At 68.1% G+C, this 18,918-nt stretch carries 19 protein-coding genes and 1 tRNA gene; 6 read left to right on the top strand and 14 right to left on the bottom strand.

All coding sequences use genetic code 11. The features are described 5' to 3' along the window. Positions 1-150: 150 nt before the first annotated feature. Both CW359_RS18000 and CW359_RS17995 read left to right on the top strand, forming a co-directional pair. Entirely contained in the window at positions 151-1,686 is a 1,536-nt protein-coding gene (locus CW359_RS18000) for an alpha/beta hydrolase (protein WP_105970957.1), read from the top strand. Positions 1,687-1,814: 128 nt separating this feature from the next. Beyond that, positions 1,815-1,888 (top strand) — tRNA-Thr (locus tag CW359_RS17995). Positions 1,889-1,935: 47 nt separating this feature from the next. Here the strand turns inward: CW359_RS17995 and CW359_RS17990 are convergent. From CW359_RS17990 to CW359_RS17935, 12 genes are all read right to left on the bottom strand, one after another. Beyond that, positions 1,936-3,327 (bottom strand): tyrosine-type recombinase/integrase, encoded by a 1,392-nt coding sequence (locus CW359_RS17990; protein ID WP_105970956.1) that lies wholly within the window; start codon positions 3,325-3,327, stop codon positions 1,936-1,938. Between the two features lie 72 nt (positions 3,328-3,399). Next, complete coding sequence (locus CW359_RS17985) at positions 3,400-3,600, bottom strand: helix-turn-helix domain-containing protein (protein WP_105971011.1); 201 nt, start codon at positions 3,598-3,600, stop codon at positions 3,400-3,402. Positions 3,601-4,079: 479 nt separating this feature from the next. Further along, positions 4,080-5,555 (bottom strand): ATP-binding protein, encoded by a 1,476-nt coding sequence (locus tag CW359_RS17980; protein ID WP_105970955.1) that lies wholly within the window; start codon positions 5,553-5,555, stop codon positions 4,080-4,082. 2 nt (positions 5,556-5,557) lie between these two features. Then, positions 5,558-6,418 (bottom strand): bifunctional DNA primase/polymerase, encoded by an 861-nt coding sequence (locus tag CW359_RS17975; protein ID WP_105970954.1) that lies wholly within the window; start codon positions 6,416-6,418, stop codon positions 5,558-5,560. An 87-nt stretch (positions 6,419-6,505) separates the two neighbouring features. After that, the gene (locus tag CW359_RS17970; protein WP_105970953.1) at positions 6,506-6,817 is read right to left on the bottom strand and encodes a hypothetical protein; all 312 of its coding nucleotides are present in this window, start codon (positions 6,815-6,817) and stop codon (positions 6,506-6,508) included. A 164-nt stretch (positions 6,818-6,981) separates the two neighbouring features. Beyond that, the gene (gene traB, locus CW359_RS17965; RefSeq protein WP_105971010.1) at positions 6,982-8,988 is read right to left on the bottom strand and encodes a plasmid transfer protein TraB; all 2,007 of its coding nucleotides are present in this window, start codon (positions 8,986-8,988) and stop codon (positions 6,982-6,984) included. Between the two features lie 58 nt (positions 8,989-9,046). Next, the gene (gene traA / locus CW359_RS17960) at positions 9,047-9,643 is read right to left on the bottom strand and encodes a plasmid transfer protein TraA (RefSeq protein WP_105970952.1); all 597 of its coding nucleotides are present in this window, start codon (positions 9,641-9,643) and stop codon (positions 9,047-9,049) included. 17 nt (positions 9,644-9,660) lie between these two features. Continuing rightward, positions 9,661-10,161, bottom strand: a complete 501-nt coding sequence (locus CW359_RS17955) for a hypothetical protein (RefSeq protein ID WP_105970951.1) — start codon at positions 10,159-10,161, stop codon at positions 9,661-9,663. Positions 10,162-10,199: 38 nt separating this feature from the next. Continuing rightward, positions 10,200-10,580 (bottom strand): RRQRL motif-containing zinc-binding protein, encoded by a 381-nt coding sequence (locus tag CW359_RS17950; RefSeq protein WP_105970950.1) that lies wholly within the window; start codon positions 10,578-10,580, stop codon positions 10,200-10,202. Further along, positions 10,580-11,599, bottom strand: a complete 1,020-nt coding sequence (locus tag CW359_RS17945) for a DUF2637 domain-containing protein (protein ID WP_105971009.1) — start codon at positions 11,597-11,599, stop codon at positions 10,580-10,582. The genes CW359_RS17950 and CW359_RS17945 overlap by 1 nt, the downstream gene beginning before the upstream one ends. Continuing rightward, on the bottom strand, positions 11,596-11,883 hold the full coding sequence (locus tag CW359_RS17940; RefSeq protein WP_105970949.1) for a DUF6303 family protein: 288 nt from the start codon (positions 11,881-11,883) through the stop codon (positions 11,596-11,598). The genes CW359_RS17945 and CW359_RS17940 overlap by 4 nt, the downstream gene beginning before the upstream one ends. Beyond that, positions 11,883-12,146 carry a DUF6284 family protein gene (locus CW359_RS17935; RefSeq protein WP_105970948.1) on the bottom strand — a complete coding sequence of 88 codons (264 nt, stop codon included), beginning with the start codon at positions 12,144-12,146 and terminating at the stop codon, positions 11,883-11,885. The genes CW359_RS17940 and CW359_RS17935 overlap by 1 nt, the downstream gene beginning before the upstream one ends. An 830-nt stretch (positions 12,147-12,976) precedes the next feature. Between CW359_RS17935 and CW359_RS17930 the strand changes: the two genes are divergently transcribed. After that, on the top strand, positions 12,977-13,744 hold the full coding sequence (locus tag CW359_RS17930) for a GntR family transcriptional regulator (protein ID WP_105970947.1): 768 nt from the start codon (positions 12,977-12,979) through the stop codon (positions 13,742-13,744). Positions 13,745-13,758: 14 nt separating this feature from the next. Further along, positions 13,759-14,307: a UTRA domain-containing protein gene (locus CW359_RS17925; protein WP_105970946.1), complete on the top strand. Its 549-nt coding sequence runs from the start codon at positions 13,759-13,761 to the stop codon at positions 14,305-14,307. A 142-nt stretch (positions 14,308-14,449) separates the two neighbouring features. Here the strand turns inward: CW359_RS17925 and CW359_RS45310 are convergent, their stop codons facing one another. Then, the gene (locus CW359_RS45310; protein WP_157968566.1) at positions 14,450-15,802 is read right to left on the bottom strand and encodes a hypothetical protein; all 1,353 of its coding nucleotides are present in this window, start codon (positions 15,800-15,802) and stop codon (positions 14,450-14,452) included. 740 nt (positions 15,803-16,542) lie between these two features. Here CW359_RS45310 and CW359_RS17920 point away from each other — a divergent pair. Continuing rightward, entirely contained in the window at positions 16,543-16,767 is a 225-nt protein-coding gene (locus CW359_RS17920; protein WP_157968565.1) for a ubiquitin family protein, read from the top strand. A 61-nt stretch (positions 16,768-16,828) separates the two neighbouring features. Here the strand turns inward: CW359_RS17920 and CW359_RS17915 are convergent, their stop codons facing one another. After that, entirely contained in the window at positions 16,829-17,710 is an 882-nt protein-coding gene (locus CW359_RS17915; RefSeq protein ID WP_105970944.1) for a helix-turn-helix transcriptional regulator, read from the bottom strand. Positions 17,711-17,922: 212 nt separating this feature from the next. On the opposite strand from CW359_RS17915, the gene CW359_RS17910 reads away from it, so the two are divergent. Then, entirely contained in the window at positions 17,923-18,825 is a 903-nt protein-coding gene (locus CW359_RS17910) for an alpha/beta hydrolase (RefSeq protein ID WP_107503111.1), read from the top strand. Positions 18,826-18,918: the final 93 nt, after the last annotated feature.

Genomic DNA, 18,918 nt, shown 5'->3' with positions numbered 1-18,918 from the left:
GCGGGTGCGGGTATCGGCGGGCGTGAGCTGATCACTCGTAACCAGTAGCTCATTCGTATCCCGTGGCTGGTGACCCGCAACTCGTAACTCGTATGGGTCATTTCATGGACGGAGAGTATCCGTGTCGCTCCTCAGGGTTACGCTCGGTGAATGCAAATGAGGCGCATCCCTCGTCAGACCTGGACCTTGCTCGCGGTCGCCGCGCTGCTCGTCTCCGCGTGTTCCACGGGGAGTTCGACGAGCGCGGCGAGTTCGTCGGCGGACACGGTGCCGGCCGGCCTCGCGCCGTACTACGCGCAGAAGTTGAACTGGCGGTCGTGCGGTGTGCCCGGTTTCCAGTGCGCCACGATGAAGGCGCCTCTCGACTACGCGGCGCCGTCCGAGGGCGACGTCAGGCTCGCCGTCTCGCGCAAGAAGGCCACGGGCAGCGGCAAGCCGCTGGGTTCGCTGCTGGTCAACCCGGGCGGACCGGGCGGTTCGGCGGTCGGGTACCTGCAGTCGTACGCGGGTATCGGCTACCCGGCGGAGGTCCGCGCGCGCTACGACATGGTCGCGGTCGACCCGCGCGGGGTGGCGCGCAGCGAGCCGGTCGAGTGCCTGGACGGCCCCGAGATGGACACGTACACGCAGACGGACACGACGCCCGACAACGTCCGGGAGACGGACGAACTGGTCGGCGCGTACAAGAAGTTCGCCGAGGGCTGCGGCAGCAGCTCGCCCGATCTGCTGCGGCATGTGTCCACGGTGGAGGCGGCCCGGGACATGGACATCCTGCGGGCGATCCTCGGCGACAAGAGGCTGACGTACGTGGGGGCGTCGTACGGGACGTTCCTCGGGGCGACGTACGCGGAGCTGTTCCCGGACCGCGTGGGCCGGCTCGTCCTGGACGGCGCGATGGATCCGTCCCTGTCCGCGAGCCGCTTGAGCCTCGGCCAGACGGCGGGCTTCGAGACGGCGTTCGACGCGTTCGCGAAGGACTGCGTACGGCAGCCGGACTGCCCGCTCGGCACGGAGGAGAGCGAGGTCGGCACCAACCTGAAGGCGTTCTTCGGCCGCCTCGACGCGTCACCGATCCCGACGGGCGACGCGGACGGCCGCCGGCTGGGCGAGGCACTCGCCACCACGGGTGTGATCGCCGCGATGTACGACGAGAGCACCTGGCCGCAACTGCGCGAGGCGCTGACCTCGGCGATGCGCGACAAGGACGGCGCGGGTCTGCTGGTCCTCGCGGACAGCTACTACGAGCGTGACGCGGACGGCCGCTACACGAACCTGATGTTCGCCAACGCGGCCGTGAACTGCCTCGACCTCCCGGCGGCGTACGCCACCCCCGAACAGGTGCGCGAGGCGCTGCCGTCCTTCGAGAAGGCGTCCCCGGTGTTCGGCGCGGCGATGGCCTGGTCCTCCCTGAACTGCGCGTACTGGCCGGTCCGCCCGACGGGCGAGCCGCACCGCATCGAGGCGAAGGGCGCGGCCCCGATCGTGGTCGTCGGCACGACCCGCGACCCGGCGACCCCGTACCCCTGGGCCCAGTCCCTGGCCGCCCAACTCTCCTCGGCCCGCCTCCTCACGTACGAGGGCGACGGGCACACGGCGTACGGCCGGGGCAGCGACTGCATCGACGATACGATCAACGCGTATCTCCTCCGGGGGACGCCCCCGGTGGAGGGGAAGCGGTGCTCGTAGGGTCGTAGCGGGGGTGGCGAAGGCGGGTGCTGAGGCCTCTTCGGGGGCCTCAGGGGGGTGTGCGGAGCACCCCCGGAAACTGTGTAGACTTACCGACGTTGCTGATCGCACCATGGTGTGGACAGCGCGCCGCCTTAGCTCAGATGGCCAGAGCAACGCACTCGTAATGCGTAGGTCTCGGGTTCGAATCCCGAAGGCGGCTCTGTGGAAGCCTCAGGACTCACTCGCCGTGACCTGGGGCTTTTGCTTTTACCGGACCCGGCGGCGGCGCATGGCGCGAGCCGCCTTGCTGTCCGTGGTCTCAATTGTGGTCTCAATTGAGGGTTCAGGCTGCGGCATGAAGTGATCTCCCATGCGGCGCATCGCGTCCTTGGAGAGGTGGGATCGGCCCTTCACGTACCGCTTGGTCTGGCTGATCTGGGTGTGCCGGAGAATCTCCATGATCGTTGGCATGTCCACCCCGAGTTCGTTCAGGATCGTGCCGGCGGTGTGGCGGCTCCCGTCGTACAGGCGACGGTCGGTGATGCCTGCCTCCTCCAGTAGTTCCTTGAACTCCTCCCAGTCGGCCCGGGGGTCGAGAGGACGGCCGTCCGGCCGCGTGAAGAGCGCGCCGAACTCCTGCCACTCGTCGCCGGCGGCGGTCCGCATTTCGTCCTGCTGCTGCTTGTGCGCGTGCAGGTAGGGGATGAATGGCGGCGGGATCGGTACGGGGTTCGTGCTCTTTTTGGTCTTCGGGCGGGTGAAGACCAGACCGCCGCCCTTGCGCTCGGGACATGCGGTGGCGTGCCGTCGGCAATCCTTCGGGCACGGCTTGGGGCAACCGCGCTTGTAGTTCTTGTGCGTCCGGCAGTCCGGCGGGCACGGCTCGAATCGGTGGAGGCGTTCGCCGCACGCGCGGGCGTCGGCGCATCCGTGGCGCCAGGTGAGGCGCTGAAGCTGCCACTGGGGGTTGAACAGCTCTGCGTCGAAGTCGACATAGGCCCACCGGAGTCCCAGGGTTTCCCCTTGCCGGAAGCCCATCCCGACGCCCACGCACCACCGCATGAAGGTGGGGCGCTTGGCGGCGGCTTTCAGGAACGCTTTTGCCTGCTCGGTCGTGAAGGGGTTCGCCTCGGTCTCGTCGACGGTGGGCGGGTCTACGAGGGTGGCCACGTTCTCGCCGATGATCCGGCGGCGGTGCGCGATTTTCAGGGCGCGGGAGAGGATGCGGTGGACCTTGACCACGTGGGAGGGCGCGTGGCCGTTGTCGAGCATCACTCGGTACATGCGTTCCAGGTGCTCCGGGGCCAGCTTGTCGAGGCGGTGCTTGCCGACGCCGGGGACGATGTCGTTTCGGGTCTTCGACCAGTAGTCATCCAGCGAGCGCGGCTTGAGCTTCAGGCTCGCGATGTCCGTGAGGTACGTGGTCATCCACTGCTCTACGGTTGGCTTGCGGCCCGCTTTGGGGGCGCGTCCCTTGTCCCGCAGGTTCTCCAACTCGCGTACCTTGCGGCGTACTTCAGGCTCGGTCCTGGCCCTGCGGTGGCGGCGGTCGTAGCTGCCATCGTCTTTGATGCCCATGGTGACGCGGCCGTGCCACCAACCGTCGCTGCCCTCATAGACGGACGATTCCATGTTCAGCTTCTTGGGGCGGGGGCTCATTCATTCCTCCATGCGAGAAGCGGCCCCGGACCGGTGTCCGGGGCCGCCTCGTTCGAGCGTTGGTCGGTTGGGTCAGTGGGTTGTCGGATCGAGGCCGTTCACGTAGGCCTCAAGGTCGCTCCGGCGGATGCGGCGGGAGCGGCCACGCTTGACGTACTTCAGGAGTCCCTCGGCCATCAGCTCGTAGATGGTGGAGCGGCCGTACGAGAGCACCTTGGCGGCGGCTTCAGGGGTGTAGAGCAGTTGATCGGCGGGCGGGAGCGCGGTGCTTATCTGGGCGACGGGGGGCACGAGGAACCTCCGGGGGGCCTGCTTCGGGAGTCCGTGTCTGTCCGAGGTGTGGATTTCTGCGTCATTGCGTCGTGAGCGTCATTTAGGCGTCTGACCTGCGGTTTTAGGTGACGCTAGGGGTGAGGTCTGCGTCATGGATGCGTCATGGGCAGCGTCATCCGTGACGTGGCCCATGACGCGGATGACGCAGGATGACGCAGGCACGGCGGTCTGCGTCATGCCTGTATGCGCAGGTCAGGTGCCGTTTTCCGGTTCGCCTGACGCAGATGACGCAGCGTCTTCCCTCTTAGGACAAAAGAGAGGGTGTTCTGGTGTGGTGCGGTGCTGCTCAGAACGTGAAGAAGGAGCCGCTTCGCGGCACGTCCTTGGGGCGGGGCTGCGCCCCGAACAGCAAGAAGAGCACGCCTCGCCGGGCCGCCGGGTGCTCTTCTTGCTTGTCCGCGTGAGGGTGGGGGGCGTGCTCAGTGCATCCGGGGTTGGTCGAATGGGGGCGTGGGGGCGGGGCGGGTCATTTCCAGGTACCGGCCCTGGCTGGTGCGGCCGGAGTCGATGAGCACACCCCGCGCGGCAAGCGTCGGCTGGAGACGCTTGAGACGGTCGGAGAGCACCTTGCCGGTCGTCGGCCACCCCTTGGGCAGCGCACGGCAGTCATCGCCGCTGTAGAGGCGACTGAGGCAGGCCAGCCACTCCGTGGACGTCATCCGCTCCGCCCCGCCCAGCTCGATGGTGTCGGCATGCCGCAGGACGGTCTGTGCCAACAGGTCACCCTCGATCACGTCGTCGTTCAGATCGTCCAGCCGGGCCCGGTACGCGGCCAGCGCCCCGAGACCCGTCGCCGCATCCAACTGCGCGCACAGGTGCGCGAAGTCCGCCATGCGCAGGTCCGTGGGAGTCTCCGCCTGCGCCGCGCGCACTCTGACGGTGAGGTCGAGCAGGGACCCGAGCACGACGGGCAGCACCTCCTCGTATTCCGCCCACAGTTCGGCCTCGGTCCGCCGCACACCGGGCCGCTCCAAACGGAGCGGGAGCAGCCGTTCGGCGAGGTCAGGGCGGATGACCCCCACATCGATGCCGGTCAGCAGCAGGGGGCGGCGGTAGCCGACGCGGAAGACGTCCCCGTCGGTGAACAGGGCGCGCTTGACGCTCTCGGCTCCGGTGACGATGCAGCACATCGCGTCCGACAGGTCCGGCGACATGTGCGAGAGGTTGTCCAGTGCGGTGACCCATCCCGCCGCCACCGCCGCGATCAGGTTCTCCTCATCCTTCGGAGCCCGACGCAGGTCCCCGCTCATCCCCTCGATGATCCGCACCAGCATCCGCCCGCCGGTCGACTTCCCCGCGCCCTGCGGCCCAGTGAGGAACGGCGCGGGCACCGGGACGGACGGACCGAGACAGCCGATCAGCCACGCGATGGCCAGGCACTCGTTCTCCGCGCCGGCGAAGTTACACAGCCGCATCAGCAGATCGATGCCCTTGCCGTTCGTGTCCTTGACGGGCAGCGGCAGTTCCCCGGTGAGCTGCGTACGACGCCAGCACACCTCGCGCGGGTCGGGCGTGAGGATGTCCCACCCGGTGGGGTGGATCCGCACGGACTGACCATCATCCCGTCCCAGGTCCAGCCAGGTTGCCCCATCGAATCCGGGGGCGACGCGGATGTGCACGGGCTGCACTTCCTCGGTCAGCGCGAGTGCTTCGATCAGGTCCAACGCCTCTTTCAGCGCACTGCCGTTGAACGCGCCGCGTCCGTCGCGGTAGAGGCCGACCATGAGTTCCTGCCGGTGGCTGCCGGTGGTGCCCTGGGAGCGGATCGGGCGGGCGACGGGTTGGCCGTTCTTCTGCGCGTAGACGGTCCCGTCCGGGGTGCGGAAGTACCGGAAGTGGGCTTGCGCGTAGTCGGTGATGATCTGGCGGGCGGGGTTCTTCTCGTCGTCGGCCATGGTCACAGTCCCAACGTGGTGAGGGCGTTGGTCCACGCGTCCGTGCAGTGCCGGGGGGTTTCGCCCTTGGCCTGCGCGGCGGTGAACAGCCGGGCGACGTGCGTGTCGGTGAGGCAGCCGCACCGCCCGTGCGTGGACAGCACGGCGAGGAACGTCCGGTAGACGGTGGCATGCACCGCGCTGGAAGCCGAGGTGATGCGCTGCTCTGCCATGGCGATGCCGCGATCCAGGTATGCCGGCGTGCGGTGCCGGCACTCCCCACCCGCGGCCCGTGCGAGCACCGTGACGGTCGCCGGCCGTACCGCGGTAGGTTCCTTCACGGCCAGCGCGCGGACGACGTCCGGCAGTGCCGTCATGGTGCCGGTGCCGGGGCCAAGCCAACGGGCGTAGGCCATCGTGGACTTGATGTCCACGCCGGGCCGTACGGCGTTGGCGGACTGCATGGCGCCCTGGTAGAGCCAGTGCTCACCGCGCGTCGTGGGCACCGTTCGGGTGACGGGCAGAGTGTCACGGGCCCATGCGATGGCGTCCGCGTTGTCGAAGTCGACGACGGTGAGACCGGCACCACCGGGGTGGTAAGCCACTGCCGCCGCGTCGCGCCACGCCCGAGCCCACGTAGGCGAGTTGATGACGTCGGGGTCGGTGGTCGCGGCGGCCCACGCGTGGCAGGGCGCCGGGCAAGTGCAAGGGCCGGGGGCTTTCATGTTCGGTCGTCCGCCGCACGCGTTCTTCGCGCAGGTACGGCAGTTCCCGAACGGCACCTTCCCCACCCGCAGCGGCAGAGGTGGCACACCGGCCGCGGCCAACCCCAGCGCGGTGCGCAGGTGGGCGGGTGCTCGCCGAATGTAGGTCGGTTGGGTCATGCTGGAGACCTCCACAGGTCTGTTGAGGGCAGGTGGACAAGGGCGGCCCGGTTTCTTTGGCGAGAGAGGGGGCCGCCCTTGGCGTAGCTAGGTGCTCTTGCCGCGGGCGAGCTTGAGGGTGATGCCGCCGATGCCGATCGGGCCGGTGGCGCCGGCGATGATGGTGACGGCGTGGGCGGCGGCGTCGAACAGGGCGCAGAGGGCGACGACCAGGCCCCAGGTTCCGAGGGCGGCGGCGCCCGCGACGGCGAACGGGATCAGGACGCGTCGCCACGGGATGCCGGTGTGGTCGGTGGTGGTCTGGACGATGAGGATGACCGGGGCGCCGGTGGCTTGTGCGCGGCGCCAGTCGTCGGCGGGGATGTGCGGGGCGATGATGCCCGGCGGGTCGCGGTGCACGGGTCCTCCCTCGGGAGACGGGCGGGCGCGCGTCAGGTGTGACGCGGGCTCGTGGCCGGGTGTGACGCGGGTGTGACGGGGCCTGTGACGGCGGGTGTGATGGCACGTCACAGCGCGGGTGCCTAGGGGTTTGGGTGTGATGCGGCGTCACACCGTGACGGGTGTCAGGCGGGTGTGAGGGCGGGGACGATCCGCCACCGACCGGTGGCGTTCGTCTGCTCCAACCGGCCTTCCAGGGCGGCATCCTTGAGCCGCTTGGACACCCAGGAACGAGACAGGCTGTGCCGGTCGCACCAGTCCGTGAAGTCCTTCGGACCCACCACCATCCGGCCCTCGTTCTCGAACTCCTCCAGCGCCTGAGCGAACAGCCGGCGGGCTTCCTCCGGGGACGGCTTGTGCCCCGTCTCCTGTCCGAACAGCGGGGTGTCGTCGCCCTCCTCGGGGTCGGGGAGTTCGGCGTCGGGGTCGATGTCGACGTCCTCCGGGTCGACCAACAGCCCGTACTCCATGTCGTCGTCCCCCTCGTCGGCAGCGGCGCCCGCCGTCGACTGGTCGTCGGTGTCGTTGCGGGTGGTGTAGGCGCGGCCGGCCACCGCGGCGGCGGCGCGGTCGGTGATCGGGTCGGGGGTGGCGCCGTTGCGCTGCGCCCACGTGGCGAGCAGCTCCATGACCGGCACCGCCCGGTGCCCGAACGCCCGGGTGCGGCCCGGGGAGGGGTAGCGCGACTCGTCGATCCCGGGCGAGACGACGTAGCAGTAACCGGGTCGCCGGTTGCCCCACGCTCCCGGGTGCGCGCCGGCGTCGATGACCGTGTCCGGCAGGCTGAACCCTTCGTCGCGCGGGTCGCAGCCGAGCGCGATCACGGACGGCAGCGAGGCGCGCGTGCTGGTCGACATCTGGTCGTACGACGGCCGTTGGAGCGAGACCACCAGCGAGATGCCCGCGCTGCGGGCCTCCTGCGCGATGCCGGTGAACACGTCGTCCCCGAGCGTGCGCAGCGTGTTGGCCGCCTCCTCCATCCAGGCGACCAGGAAGGGCATCCCCGGGCAGCCGCACGCCGTGCCGTCCTTCCGGCAGGAGTGCGCGGGGTCGCTCTGTACCTGCACGCATTCCGGGGTCCACTGCCGGTAGCGGTGGGCACCGAGCCATCCGGTGCGGGCGGGGATGGCTGCCTTGAGGGCTTCCACCATGATCTCGGTACCGGTGCCGCCCTCTACGGCCCAGTCGATGCCGGGCAGCAGCGGGCGGAAGTCCTGGAAGGACTTCGGGTCGGACAGCCACAGCACGACATCGCGGCGGGAGAGGATCTCGGTCTGGACGTTGAGGGCGGTGTCGCCCTTGCCGGACCCGGTCCCGCCTGCGATCAGGACGTGGGTGCTGTTCCGCTTGGCGTCGGGGTCGCCCGGGAGCCAGAGCAGGAGCGGGGCGCCGTCGTCGTAGCGTCCGATGACCAGCGGTTCCGCGATCGAACCCCCGAGGTTCGAGGGGCCCTCCCACTCCACCACCTCGGAGAGCATGTCTTCGGGGACGATGACCAGTTCGCCGCGCCGTGCCGAGCCAGGGTCGGGCAGGTAGCGCACTGCCGACGTCGACAGATCCAGGGCGGACGCGAGGCGGGACAGGCTCTTGGTGACGTCCTCGTTGGTCTGCTCGCCCGCCTCCAACGCGACCGACGCGGTGACCCGGTTGGGTTCCACCTTCGCCGCACCGATCTGCGCGCGGGCCAGGCCGACCTTGGCCAGCAGGCCCTTGTCGGAGCCTTCGCCGGCGGGGTCGTCGTTGCGGCGCAGGACCATGCGCACGTTCCAGGACAGGGCCAGCACGGGCCCGCCGATCAGATACATGTCATCGATCGGCCCCGCCGTAGGGCCGGCGAGGCATGCGGCCGTCAGCCACGCGGACCCCGCCGCCACCGTGACAGCGGAGTGCAAACGGCGCTGCTGGGTGGTGGACTTGCCCATCCACCAGGTGGCGCCGGTGAGGATGACGGAGCCGAGGGTGAGGCCCACACCGGCGGCGGCGCTCTCGCCCCACCGCCAGTTCCCCAGCGCCCCCGTGATGCCGACGCCGGCGACGGCGAGCCACGGGGGCAGGTGGGGCTTAGCCCGGTCGAGCAGGTAGGCGCCGACACCGCCCCCACCGCCGCGCGTGTCGAGGGTGTAGCCGCTCATGCCGTCGTAAAGGGGGCTGGTCATGCTGTTGCGGTCACGGGCCATGGTCCGTGCCTCCTTACTGCTGGGCCCAGTTGATGACGGGCTGTTGCGGCTTGCGGGCGCGGTGACGGACGCGGTTGATCTCTTCCTCGTACTCCTGCTGGAACGTCGCGTACGTGGCGGCGGCGCTCTTGGCCGCGTCGCGCAGGGCGTCGGCGGACTTCTGCATCTTGCGGGCGACCTTCCGGGCACGGATGCGGGAGCCGAACGCGCGGCCCTCCGGGTCCGGCACCGCTGCCAGCACGCCCTTGAGGATCTCCGACCCCATGGCCACCTCGATCGAGAGGGCCACGGCCGCGGCACGCAGGGTGTTGCAGTAGTTCCGGACCTGCGCCGGCGAGGTGAACTCCGGTGCGGGCAGCAGCGATTCGGCATGCCCGCGGCCACCGCCTGCGCGGGCCATGCCCTTGTTGTTGTTGACGGTGACGTTGATCGGCGGGACGAACGAGGAACCCATCGCGCCGACGAACCCACCGGCCGCGGCGCCGGCGTTGGCGAACTTGTTGGACTTGTTGGTGGTGCCGTCGCTGGTGTTGACGCGTGGCCGGCCCGCGCTCTGTGCCTGCCGGTACTGCCGGTTGGCCGCCCGGTTGGCGGATCCGTTGTCAGCCATGTGGCGATCTCCTCAGGTCAGTGGGTGCGGCGGACGATGAGCCAACCGGTCTGCGCGGGCAGCAGCAGCAACAGCCACAGCAGCTCCAACGGACCGGCCAACGGCCCGAACCCGGCGGCCAGAGCAGCCCACGCGAGGGCGAGGGTGGCGAGGGCGGCGGTGGCGATACGCCACGCGAGGGTGGTGCGGTGGGCGGGGTGGCGGCGTTGGACGAACAGCAGCCATCCGATCGGCGCGGCGACCGCGGGGGCGAGCACGAGTGCCGACCACCAGGCCAGCGCGTGCAGGAGCGCGGTCACCACGAACACGGCAAGCGCGATGCCGGTGGGGGCGAGCGCGTGGCGGAAGCGCCACAGCAGACCGCCCGCCCATCCGGCCAACTCGCGGGCGATGGAGGGGCGTTCGGGTACGACGACCAGGACCGGCTGAGCGGTGCGGCGCCCGCGCTGACGCGGGAGACGGACGGTGTGGACGCCTGCGGTTGTCTTCACGCGGCGGGTACGGGTACGGCTGGACACAGCAGAACTCCCGGGTGAAAGAAGGAAGTTGGAAGGGTTCAGGCGGCGCGCTGTTCGTCGGGGTAGGCGCAGGGCACGCAGACTCCGAGGGAGGTGGGGATGACGTATCCGGCGTCCGTGCGGCACTGCGGGCACGTCCGGCGGGCGCGGTTGGCGCACTCCAGCGCCCGCCGTTTCGCCGGCGTCATCGGCCGCACGGGCTTCGCGCAGTCGAGGCGGTAGAAGTAGGCGACCAGTGGGCCGCGCCGAAAGCGCGGGCGCAGTGCCTGAGCGGCCACCTGCTGACCACCCGGGCGCAGACCGCGCGCCCGCAGTTGGCGGCGGGTGGCGTAGCCGTCGGGGACGCACCGCCACGGGTAGGTGGGGATGCCGTAGCGGGCGCCGGTTGGGTCGAAGCACTTGGCGTACCCGAGGGACATCACGCCACCGCCTCAGCCGGTACCGCCTCGCGGGCGGTGCCGAGGTGGCCGGCGTCGCGCAGTTCCTGATAGCGGGTGGACACCCAGCCGACCGACCAGCCGCACAACTCGGCAGCGGCCCGCGTCGGCAGACCGGACTCGAACGCGGCCCGGACGATCGGGCGGGCCCGGTCCTCCGAAAGCTTCTCCGTAGCCGGTCCGCCGGCCAGCAGCGCGGCGCGTTCACGCTCGGCACGCGCCGCCCGCTCCACCTGTTCACGACGCTCACGCTCAGCGTGCTGCTGTCGCGCCTGTTCACGGCGTGCGGCTTCCTCGCGTTCACGGCGTTCACGCTCTGCCCGCTGCTGTTCACGCTCACGCTCAGCGCGTTCACGCTGCTCGCGCTCGGCCCGCTCACGGACCTCCATGCGCTCGGCTTCCTCGCGCCGCGCCCGCTCCTCGCGCTCAGCCTGCTCACGGATCAGGCGGGCTTCGTGCTCACGCTGTTCACGCGCCAGCAGGGCGGTGTGCTCGCGCTCCTCACGGGCCAGCCGCACCGCCGCCTCACGCCGTTCGGCCGCTGCCTGTTCCCGCGCCGCCCGCTCCGTCTGCTGCCGAGTTTCCAGGGCGGTGACGGCGGTGGTGATGGCGCGGCGGTAGGCGAGTCCGGCCTCTGCCGTGACGATCAGCAGGAGCGGCGCGACGGCGTGAACGGCCGCGCCGACCAGGTCTTTCCGCAGTGCGGAGTCTGCGATGTTCAGGGCGAGGGTCATGCAGCCGGTCATCCAACGCAGGACGATCGGCCACTTCCCACCGTGGCCCCCCAGAGAGGCGAGCACGGCATCGAGGCGGACCACGATCACCACCGCCGCATCGACCACAGTCGGCAGGATCGGTGCCGTCCAGTCCCACTGGTCGGGTGTGTGCTCGGCAGCGAGCGGGGTGACGGTGAGGATCGAATACAGCATCGCGCCCGCCACGATCAGCCACGTGCCCACGGACAGCGCGCGCTCGGCTGAACGGATCTGAACGGCGTTCACGCGCCCACCCCCGACCATGAACGCACCCGGATCGCGGCGATCAGGCAGACCGGCGAGGCAGGGTCGTCGGAGGTCTCGCTGTCCTCGGTCCACGTCCACTTCGAACCCGGAACGGGTTCGAAGCCGAGCACTCTGAGCGCCTCTGTGCGTTCCGTGAACGTCGGCACCGGCAGCGCCCGGTCGAAGCCGAACTCAGGCCACCGCTCAGTGGTGTTGAGCAGCACCACGTACAGGCGCCACCGGCCCCGGCTCACCGACATCTGAGCGGTGAACTTCCCCGCCATCACGCCACGTCCGAGAACGCGACACCGTCCCGGTTGGCCAGCACCAGGCGGGCGGCCAGCACCTTGCGGTGAGCCCGCCGCAGCCGCCGGGTGTCCGTCTCCGTGGCCGGCCGGTCCAACAGGCTGATCTGCACGTCCAGCAGCTCAATCTCCGCCTGGATGAGCGGCATCTCGTCTTCGATGTCGACCAGGTCCCAGGGGGCCGGCTCGTTGTCGAAGTCGTCGGTCGTAACGTCCGTCTGAACAGCACCGATGTGCTTCATGGGTCGTGTCTCCTCAGTGGGTGGAACGGCCCGAAGCGGCTCCCGGGTGGCACCCCGGGAGCCGCACGCCGTTGTGGTGAACGCCGCGCGAGGATGCGCGGCCAGGCCGCAAAACAGCGGCCGGAGTGCCCCGGGCGGGAGTCGATCCCGCGCCCTCACGGCTGGATACCGGGGCGGTAGATGTGGGATTCCGAGAGCTTCACCAGCACCGTTGTCACGGCCACCGGTCCCGAGCCCGGAAATCGGGTGCGTCATCGTCACTGCTCTGACGCCAGCAGGGCGGCTTGCACGAACGGTGCAGGTTGGCGTGCCGCCGACGACGTCACCCGGTCGTCTCGGGGGCGGTCTTCTCATCCCGCCACGTGCATTGGAGCCACGCTGTACCTCCCCACACCCGTCACCGGGTGGCGCCTGCCAGGCGCATAGGGGGAGAGCTGCGTTCATCACGACGGTTTGCCACCCGAACTCTCGCCCTAGGCACCTGCCGTGACTGCCGCTCTCGCGTCAGCCCCGCACGATCACTGTTCAGTTCTCAAGGAACAACCAGCTCAGGGCCCCATATGGAAGCGAGCCGTCCCGAACCGGCACTGCAACGGAGCAACCCAAAGGAGGGCCGTCCTGTCGCTCCGCTGAACTAGTTCTGCGGTGCGCTGTGACGATTAAGGCACGCCGCGGAGGGGGTGTCAACAGAACTAGTTCAGAATCTCCGAGCGAACTAGTTCAGGGGAGTGGCGAGTCGCCGCTTTGGTCGCGGGGTGACCCCGGCTATCCTTCTAGGACTAGTTCTGCAAGACTGGGGGCGCGTGAGTTACACACCGAGGGAGTCAGGCGTGAAGGAGAACAAGGTTCCGAGGCTTGCCGCTGAGCTGCGGGCGAAGATCCAGCAGGGGGTATACCCCCCTGGTTCAGCGCTGCCCAAGGTCCGGGACCTCAGCGAATCCGAGGGAGTCTCCTACCAGACCGCCCGTGACGTGTACGAGGTTCTGCGCGACGAAGGCCTGATCATTTCCCGTAGAGGAGAGGGCACCTTCGTCTCTCCGATCCTCGGGAAGATCCACCGAGACGGAACCGGCCGCTACATCAAGTCAGCCCGGGAAGAGGCCGGCGCACGAGGCGCCTTCGCGGCGGAAGTCGCCAGGCTTGGGATGACTCCGGGCGCGACCACCGAGATCAGCAGGGAACGGCCACCGAAACCCGTTGCCCAGATTCTCGGCCTCCATCACGCTGCCAAGGCACTCGTCAGGGCGCGGGTCATGCGTGCTGACGCGACCGTGGTTCAGGTCGCAACCTCGTACTTTCCGGGGGATGTGGCGTTCGGTACGCAGTTGGAGCAGCAGGACACCGGGGACGGCGGTAGCAAGTCTCGTCTTGCCGAACTCGGGTACCCGCAGGTCCGAATCCGGGAGTCCCTTGACGTACGAACCCCCAGCAAGGCTGAAGCGGCGTTGCTCGGCATCTCAGCCGATGGGCTGGTCTACGAGATCACCCACGTCGGTCTGACCGAGACCGGCAGAGCCGTGGAAGTCTGCGTGCACGTCATGCCCATCACCCTCTGGTCGCTCAGCTATGAGTGGCCCATCGACCAGCCCGCTGTCTGAGAGGAAAGATCGAAGTGAGCAGCAACACCGCCATCGTCCGTGACGCCACAGAGCGCTACCGCACCGCCCGCAGGGAGGCCGGCGAGAGTCGCGGCGCCTTCGAGACCGAGATCAAGCGTCTCGGTGGCACGCCCCGTGTGGAAACCGCGATCCGTCGCGACACCGCGCCCTCTCACGTCGCTGAGCTTCTCGGCATCGCGACCGCTGATCAGACAGTGATCCGTGCCCGGCACATGTACGACGGTGAGCGCCTCGTCCAGCTCGCTGACTCGTACGTCCCCGTGGACGTCGCAGATGCCGCAGGCATCGAAAACCCCGACCCCGGACTCGGCGGCATCATCAGCCGGATGCGTGACGCGGGATTCGAGCAGACCGAAGCTATCGAGGAGATCACGCTTTACGCAGCGACTTCCGTCGAATCGGACGCGTTCGGTGTCGAGATCGGCAGTAGCCTGCTTCAGATCACGCACACCGGTTACACGAAGACCGGTCGCGCTGTTGAGGTCACTGTGCATCGCCCTGGCCCCGGCTGGGTTCTGCGCTACAGCCCGCCCATCAGCTGAGCCCCAAGCGCATCGACGGCCCGCACTTAACAGTGCGGGCCGTCGTCGTTCTTGTATGGGGAAGGCGTCGGGTGGTGCCTCGGTCGCTTGATCACTCGCACCAAATCGGCTCCAGCCCAAAGCCGCTCCGCTGACCTGAGGGTCAACTTGGTGAGCTCTTTCCTTCTACCGAGGGCCACTCGCGCGTTCCCCACCGGATTTCGTCAAATAGGGATTCAAATTCCTTATCGCTGGAGACTGAGAATGTCGTGTGAATGTCGAGCAATCTCCATGCTGCCCAGGTTACCGAGTCCTGCATGTCCCTCAAGAAGTTTCCTTCGCTGAGCTTACGAACTTCACCGCCGTGGGCGACAGTACTTCTGACGGAATAAAATTCTTCATGCTCCCTCGCGCGCGTTGACCTCGTTCTGGCCTCTGGTTCAAGCAGGGCGTACCGCTCTTTCATGGCCCGTCCAGGTAGAGCAGATTTTGATCCCAGGAGAGCATCCAGAGCCACGCCCGCCGCCAGCGCTGCATCGTCCTGGGCTGAAGCCCAATAACTCTCAGCGAACCAGCGAGCGGCGACATGTAGCCGACGCAAGAAGCTGTTCTCCTGCGCGAGGCACGTCTCGACGGCGGCATGAAGCGAGTCGTCCGCTAGCAGTTCTTTTAGAGGTATTGGATCTTCTCCTTGCCATTGGATTCCACCCTTGTCTCCAAGGGCATCTATCACCAGCGGGTTGGAGTACAGTTCAACATGGTCACCCGACTCTCTGAGGCTGTCCTCGACGGCTTTCCTGTCTAGTGTGATCCCTCTGAGACCCGGGCGATTTGTGTCCCCCCTTAGGGACCACAAACGGCGATCGCTCTTATTTGTGACGAGCATCATCGTCAGGTTCACCAAGGCCTGAAAATTTCTTTCCGCTTGGCGGCGAGCCTTGCCGCGTTGTCCCGGAACGAGTGCGGCAAATCCGACTCGCGGCTCCCTGTGTTTGAGCTCACCCACATAGGTCGCTATCTGGCTTCTGTGTGCTTGCCCTCGACCGCCCAAGTTTTGAACTGCATCAACAAATGTGTCATCTAGGAGACCGACTACATTCTTCTTACCCATCCTTATTGGATCCCCAGCCCACGCGATGTTGGAAACCGGGAAAACCACGATGGATGGTTCTGTATAGATAATGCGTGCCAGTAGTCGCCTCGCCAGATCTTCCGTTCCTTCGGATACGTAGACGAAAGCGATGAGTGTCGCGAGATATCCCCAAAGCTCTTCAAGGGCCCATCGATCGCGCACCTGTGACTGTTTGGAAAGTAATACATGGAGCTCTTCCAGCTTCTCAACGCCCGTTTTCGATAGACGGACTGGGCCGCTCGGTGAGGAGATGGCGGCAGCCTGGGAGTGTCGGTACGATTCGGCGCTCCAGCCATAATCCCAGGGCTTTGGATTATCCGAGTATTCGGCGTCGGCGACAGCGGCCAAAACTAGTTCTGTTGCTTTGGTGTGAATCTTGTCCATGACGGCACAGTCTGGCAGTTCCGGCTCTCACAATCACCCGATTTACAGAAAGATGTCGCTATCAGAGGCCGAACCCTGCGTGCCACAACCGTGTGGTTAGGCCAAGGTCAGTGACGGGCCCCGCTTCGGCTCTTTGGGTCGTCCCTGGGCCGTGCGAGGCCGACCGGCGATGAAGACGGACGATCACGAGTGACCGTCCCCAACAGGTGAGAGGCATCCTGACTGGTGGTCGAGCCTCTGCCTCAGTTACTTCGGGGCGAAGAGGCCGTGGTCTCAATTGTGGTCTCAACGGCCTTCCGTTCCAGGGCGGTCCGCTGATGTCCATGGAGGTCCGATAGCCCCTCTGACCAGGCATGTGAGTCCCGTAGCGGACACCCGTGGACGCCCCCGGACCAAGATCGGACAACTCGTAATGCGTAGGTCTCGGGTTCGAATCCCGAAGGCGGCTCAAGGAAGTGCAGGTCAGATGAGTGATGGCCCTCCATGGGTGACATGGAGGGCCTTTTCTGTGTCCTGCTGGGAACATTCTGGGAACGGCGGCAGGGTGAGTAAGTGCCTAATTGTTCCCTATCACCATGATCACTAAAAGTGATCATGGTGGGGTTCAAGTCGGACTTGGTTAGGTTCTGTCCGGCGGGTCATGGTCGGAGCCGGAGTTATCCAGGGCAGCCGTGACGGTGTCGGCGTCGGGCGCGCAGGTGAGGAAGGAGCCCGGGCAGAGGTGCGGGTCGAGGCGGGTCATGATGCGGCGCAGCCGGGCGCGTCCGCCCCGCCCGTCGCCCGGCGAGCGGATGAAGGCGAACCTGCACCGGTTGCGGCAGGAGAACGTCGACCTGCGCCGCATCCTGGAGCTGTACGAGGAGGCCGTTCGGCAGCTCACCCTCGAAAACACCGCCCTGCGCCGAGGTGCCACCGTTCTGGTACTGCCCGCTCGCTCCCGGCCGGACCCGGCGATCCAGAGCTAAGCGGCGGCAGCGACAACAGCTCAGGCGTTCGCGGGGTGCTGGGAGGGTCCAGGCCGATCGCTCAGGTCTCGTCGACGGTAGGGACCGCGCGCTGTTGATTGTGGGTGGCCGCCCAGGTGGTCAGCAGGCGTAGGCCGTCTGCGGAGGGGGTGCCGGGTTCGGCGCCGAAGGCGAGGAGGGTCAGGTCGTCGTCGGCGACGAGTGCCATGGCCTCGAAGGTGAGGTGGAGGGTGCCGATGGCGGGGTGGTGGAGGTGTTTGACGCCGGTGGTGTGGCGGCGGACGTCGTGGCGGGCCCAGCGGGTGCGGAAGTCCGGGCTGCGGGTGGACAGTTCGCCGATCAGGGCCGTCAGGTCCGGGTCGAAGGGGTTGCGGCCGGCGTGGGCGTGCAGGAGGGCCACGGCGTCGTCCGCGGCGTGGTCCCAGTTGTCCCAGAAATCGTGGGAGCGGGTGTCGAGATAGATGAATCGGGCGTGGTTGGGAGGCTGCCACGCACTGTCGTGGAGCGGTGCGAACAGGGCCCGGCCGAGTGCGTTGCTCGCCAGGACGTCCGTGCGGCCGTTGATGACGGTTGCGGGGGTGTCGGTCATCGTGTCGAGGAGGCGCTGGACGTTGGGGCGCACGCCCTGCGGGGCCCTGGCCGGTTTGCGTCGACGTGGGCTCGTTCCGGCGGTGCGGGCCAGGTCGTGGAGGTGGGCCCGCTCGGCGTCGTCCAGCCGCAGGGCGCGGGCGATCGCGTCCAGGACGGCCTCGGACACGCCAGTGAGGTTGCCGCGCTCCAGGCGGGCGTAGTACTCGACGCTGACCCCGGCGAGCTGGGCGGCCTCCGCGCGGCGCAGGCCGGGCACCCGCCGGGTGCCGTAGCTGGGCAGTCCGGCCTGGTCGGGGGTGATCCTTGCCCGTCGGGAGGTCAGGAACTCGCGGATCTCGCTGCGGTGGTCCATGTCTTCCAGGCTAGGCAGCCGCAGGGCCGGGTGGGGTGCCCTGCCATGACACCTTTCAGCAGTGACTCCCTCATGCGGCGATGCGGCGGTTGCATGGTTGTCGGCTCGCGCGCACCGCATGGTTTCGGACCGGCTCCGCGGGCTTTCCCCCGATCGGGTGAGCGGTCGGCCTCACGGCTGCTCTCCCGGACAGATCAGCGAAGGACATCACCGTGCAGAACGTCACCTTCGACAACGCCGGCATCACCATGGCTGGGAACCTCCACCTCCCGGACGGCTTCTCGGAGGACCGGTCGTACCCGGCGGTCGTCTCCGTGCACCCCGGTGGCGGCGTCAAGGAGCAGACGGCCGGCCTCTACGCCGCCAAGCTCGCCCGCGAGGGCTTCGTCACCCTCGCCTTCGACGCCTCCCACCAGGGGGAGAGCGGCGGAACGCCCCGTCATCTCGAAGACCCCGCCTCCCGGGTCGAGGACGTACGGGCCGCCGTGGATTACCTGTCCACGCTCGGCTACGTCGACACCGACCGCATCGGAGTACTGGGCATCTGCGCCGGCGCCGGTTACGCCGTCAACGCCACGATGACCGACCGCCGTATCAAGGCCGTCGGCACCATCAGCCCCATCGACATCGGCGCCGCCTACCGCCTCGGCTGGGACGGTACCGAGCCCGTCGCCACCCAGCTCGCCACCCTCGACGCGGTCGCCGCACAGCGCGCCGCCGAGGCCCGGGGCGCCGACGCCGCGATCGTGCCGTACGTGCCCGAGACGGTGGACGAGACCACCGTCCCCGACATGGCCGAGGCCCACGACTACTACCGCACACCCCGTGCCCAGCACCCGAACGCCGACAACCGCATGCTGTTCACCAGCATCGCGAACGTCTACGCCTTCGACGCCTTCCACCAGGTCGAGACCCTGCTCACCCAGCCGCTGCTGATGGTCGCCGGCAGTAAGGCGGGCTCCCTGTGGCAGGCCGAGCAGTTGCTGCCCCGGGTCAACGCCCCCAAGGAGCTGGCCCTTGTCGAGGGCGCCGGACATGTCTCCCTCTACGACGTGCCCGAGTACGTCGACCAGGTGACGGCCCACCTGTCGCCGTTCTTCACGAAGTACCTCTGAGCCCCAGCGGCGACCCGTCGGTCGGGGCCTGGGAACCCGGTGAGGGCCGCGTCGCACATGAGGTCCGCAAATCCGAAGCCGCTCCGGAACGCC

It is taken from the genome of Streptomyces geranii, from assembly GCF_002954775.1.
Classification (GTDB): domain Bacteria; phylum Actinomycetota; class Actinomycetes; order Streptomycetales; family Streptomycetaceae; genus Streptomyces; species Streptomyces geranii.
This window is presented reverse-complemented; position numbering and strand designations above follow the sequence as displayed.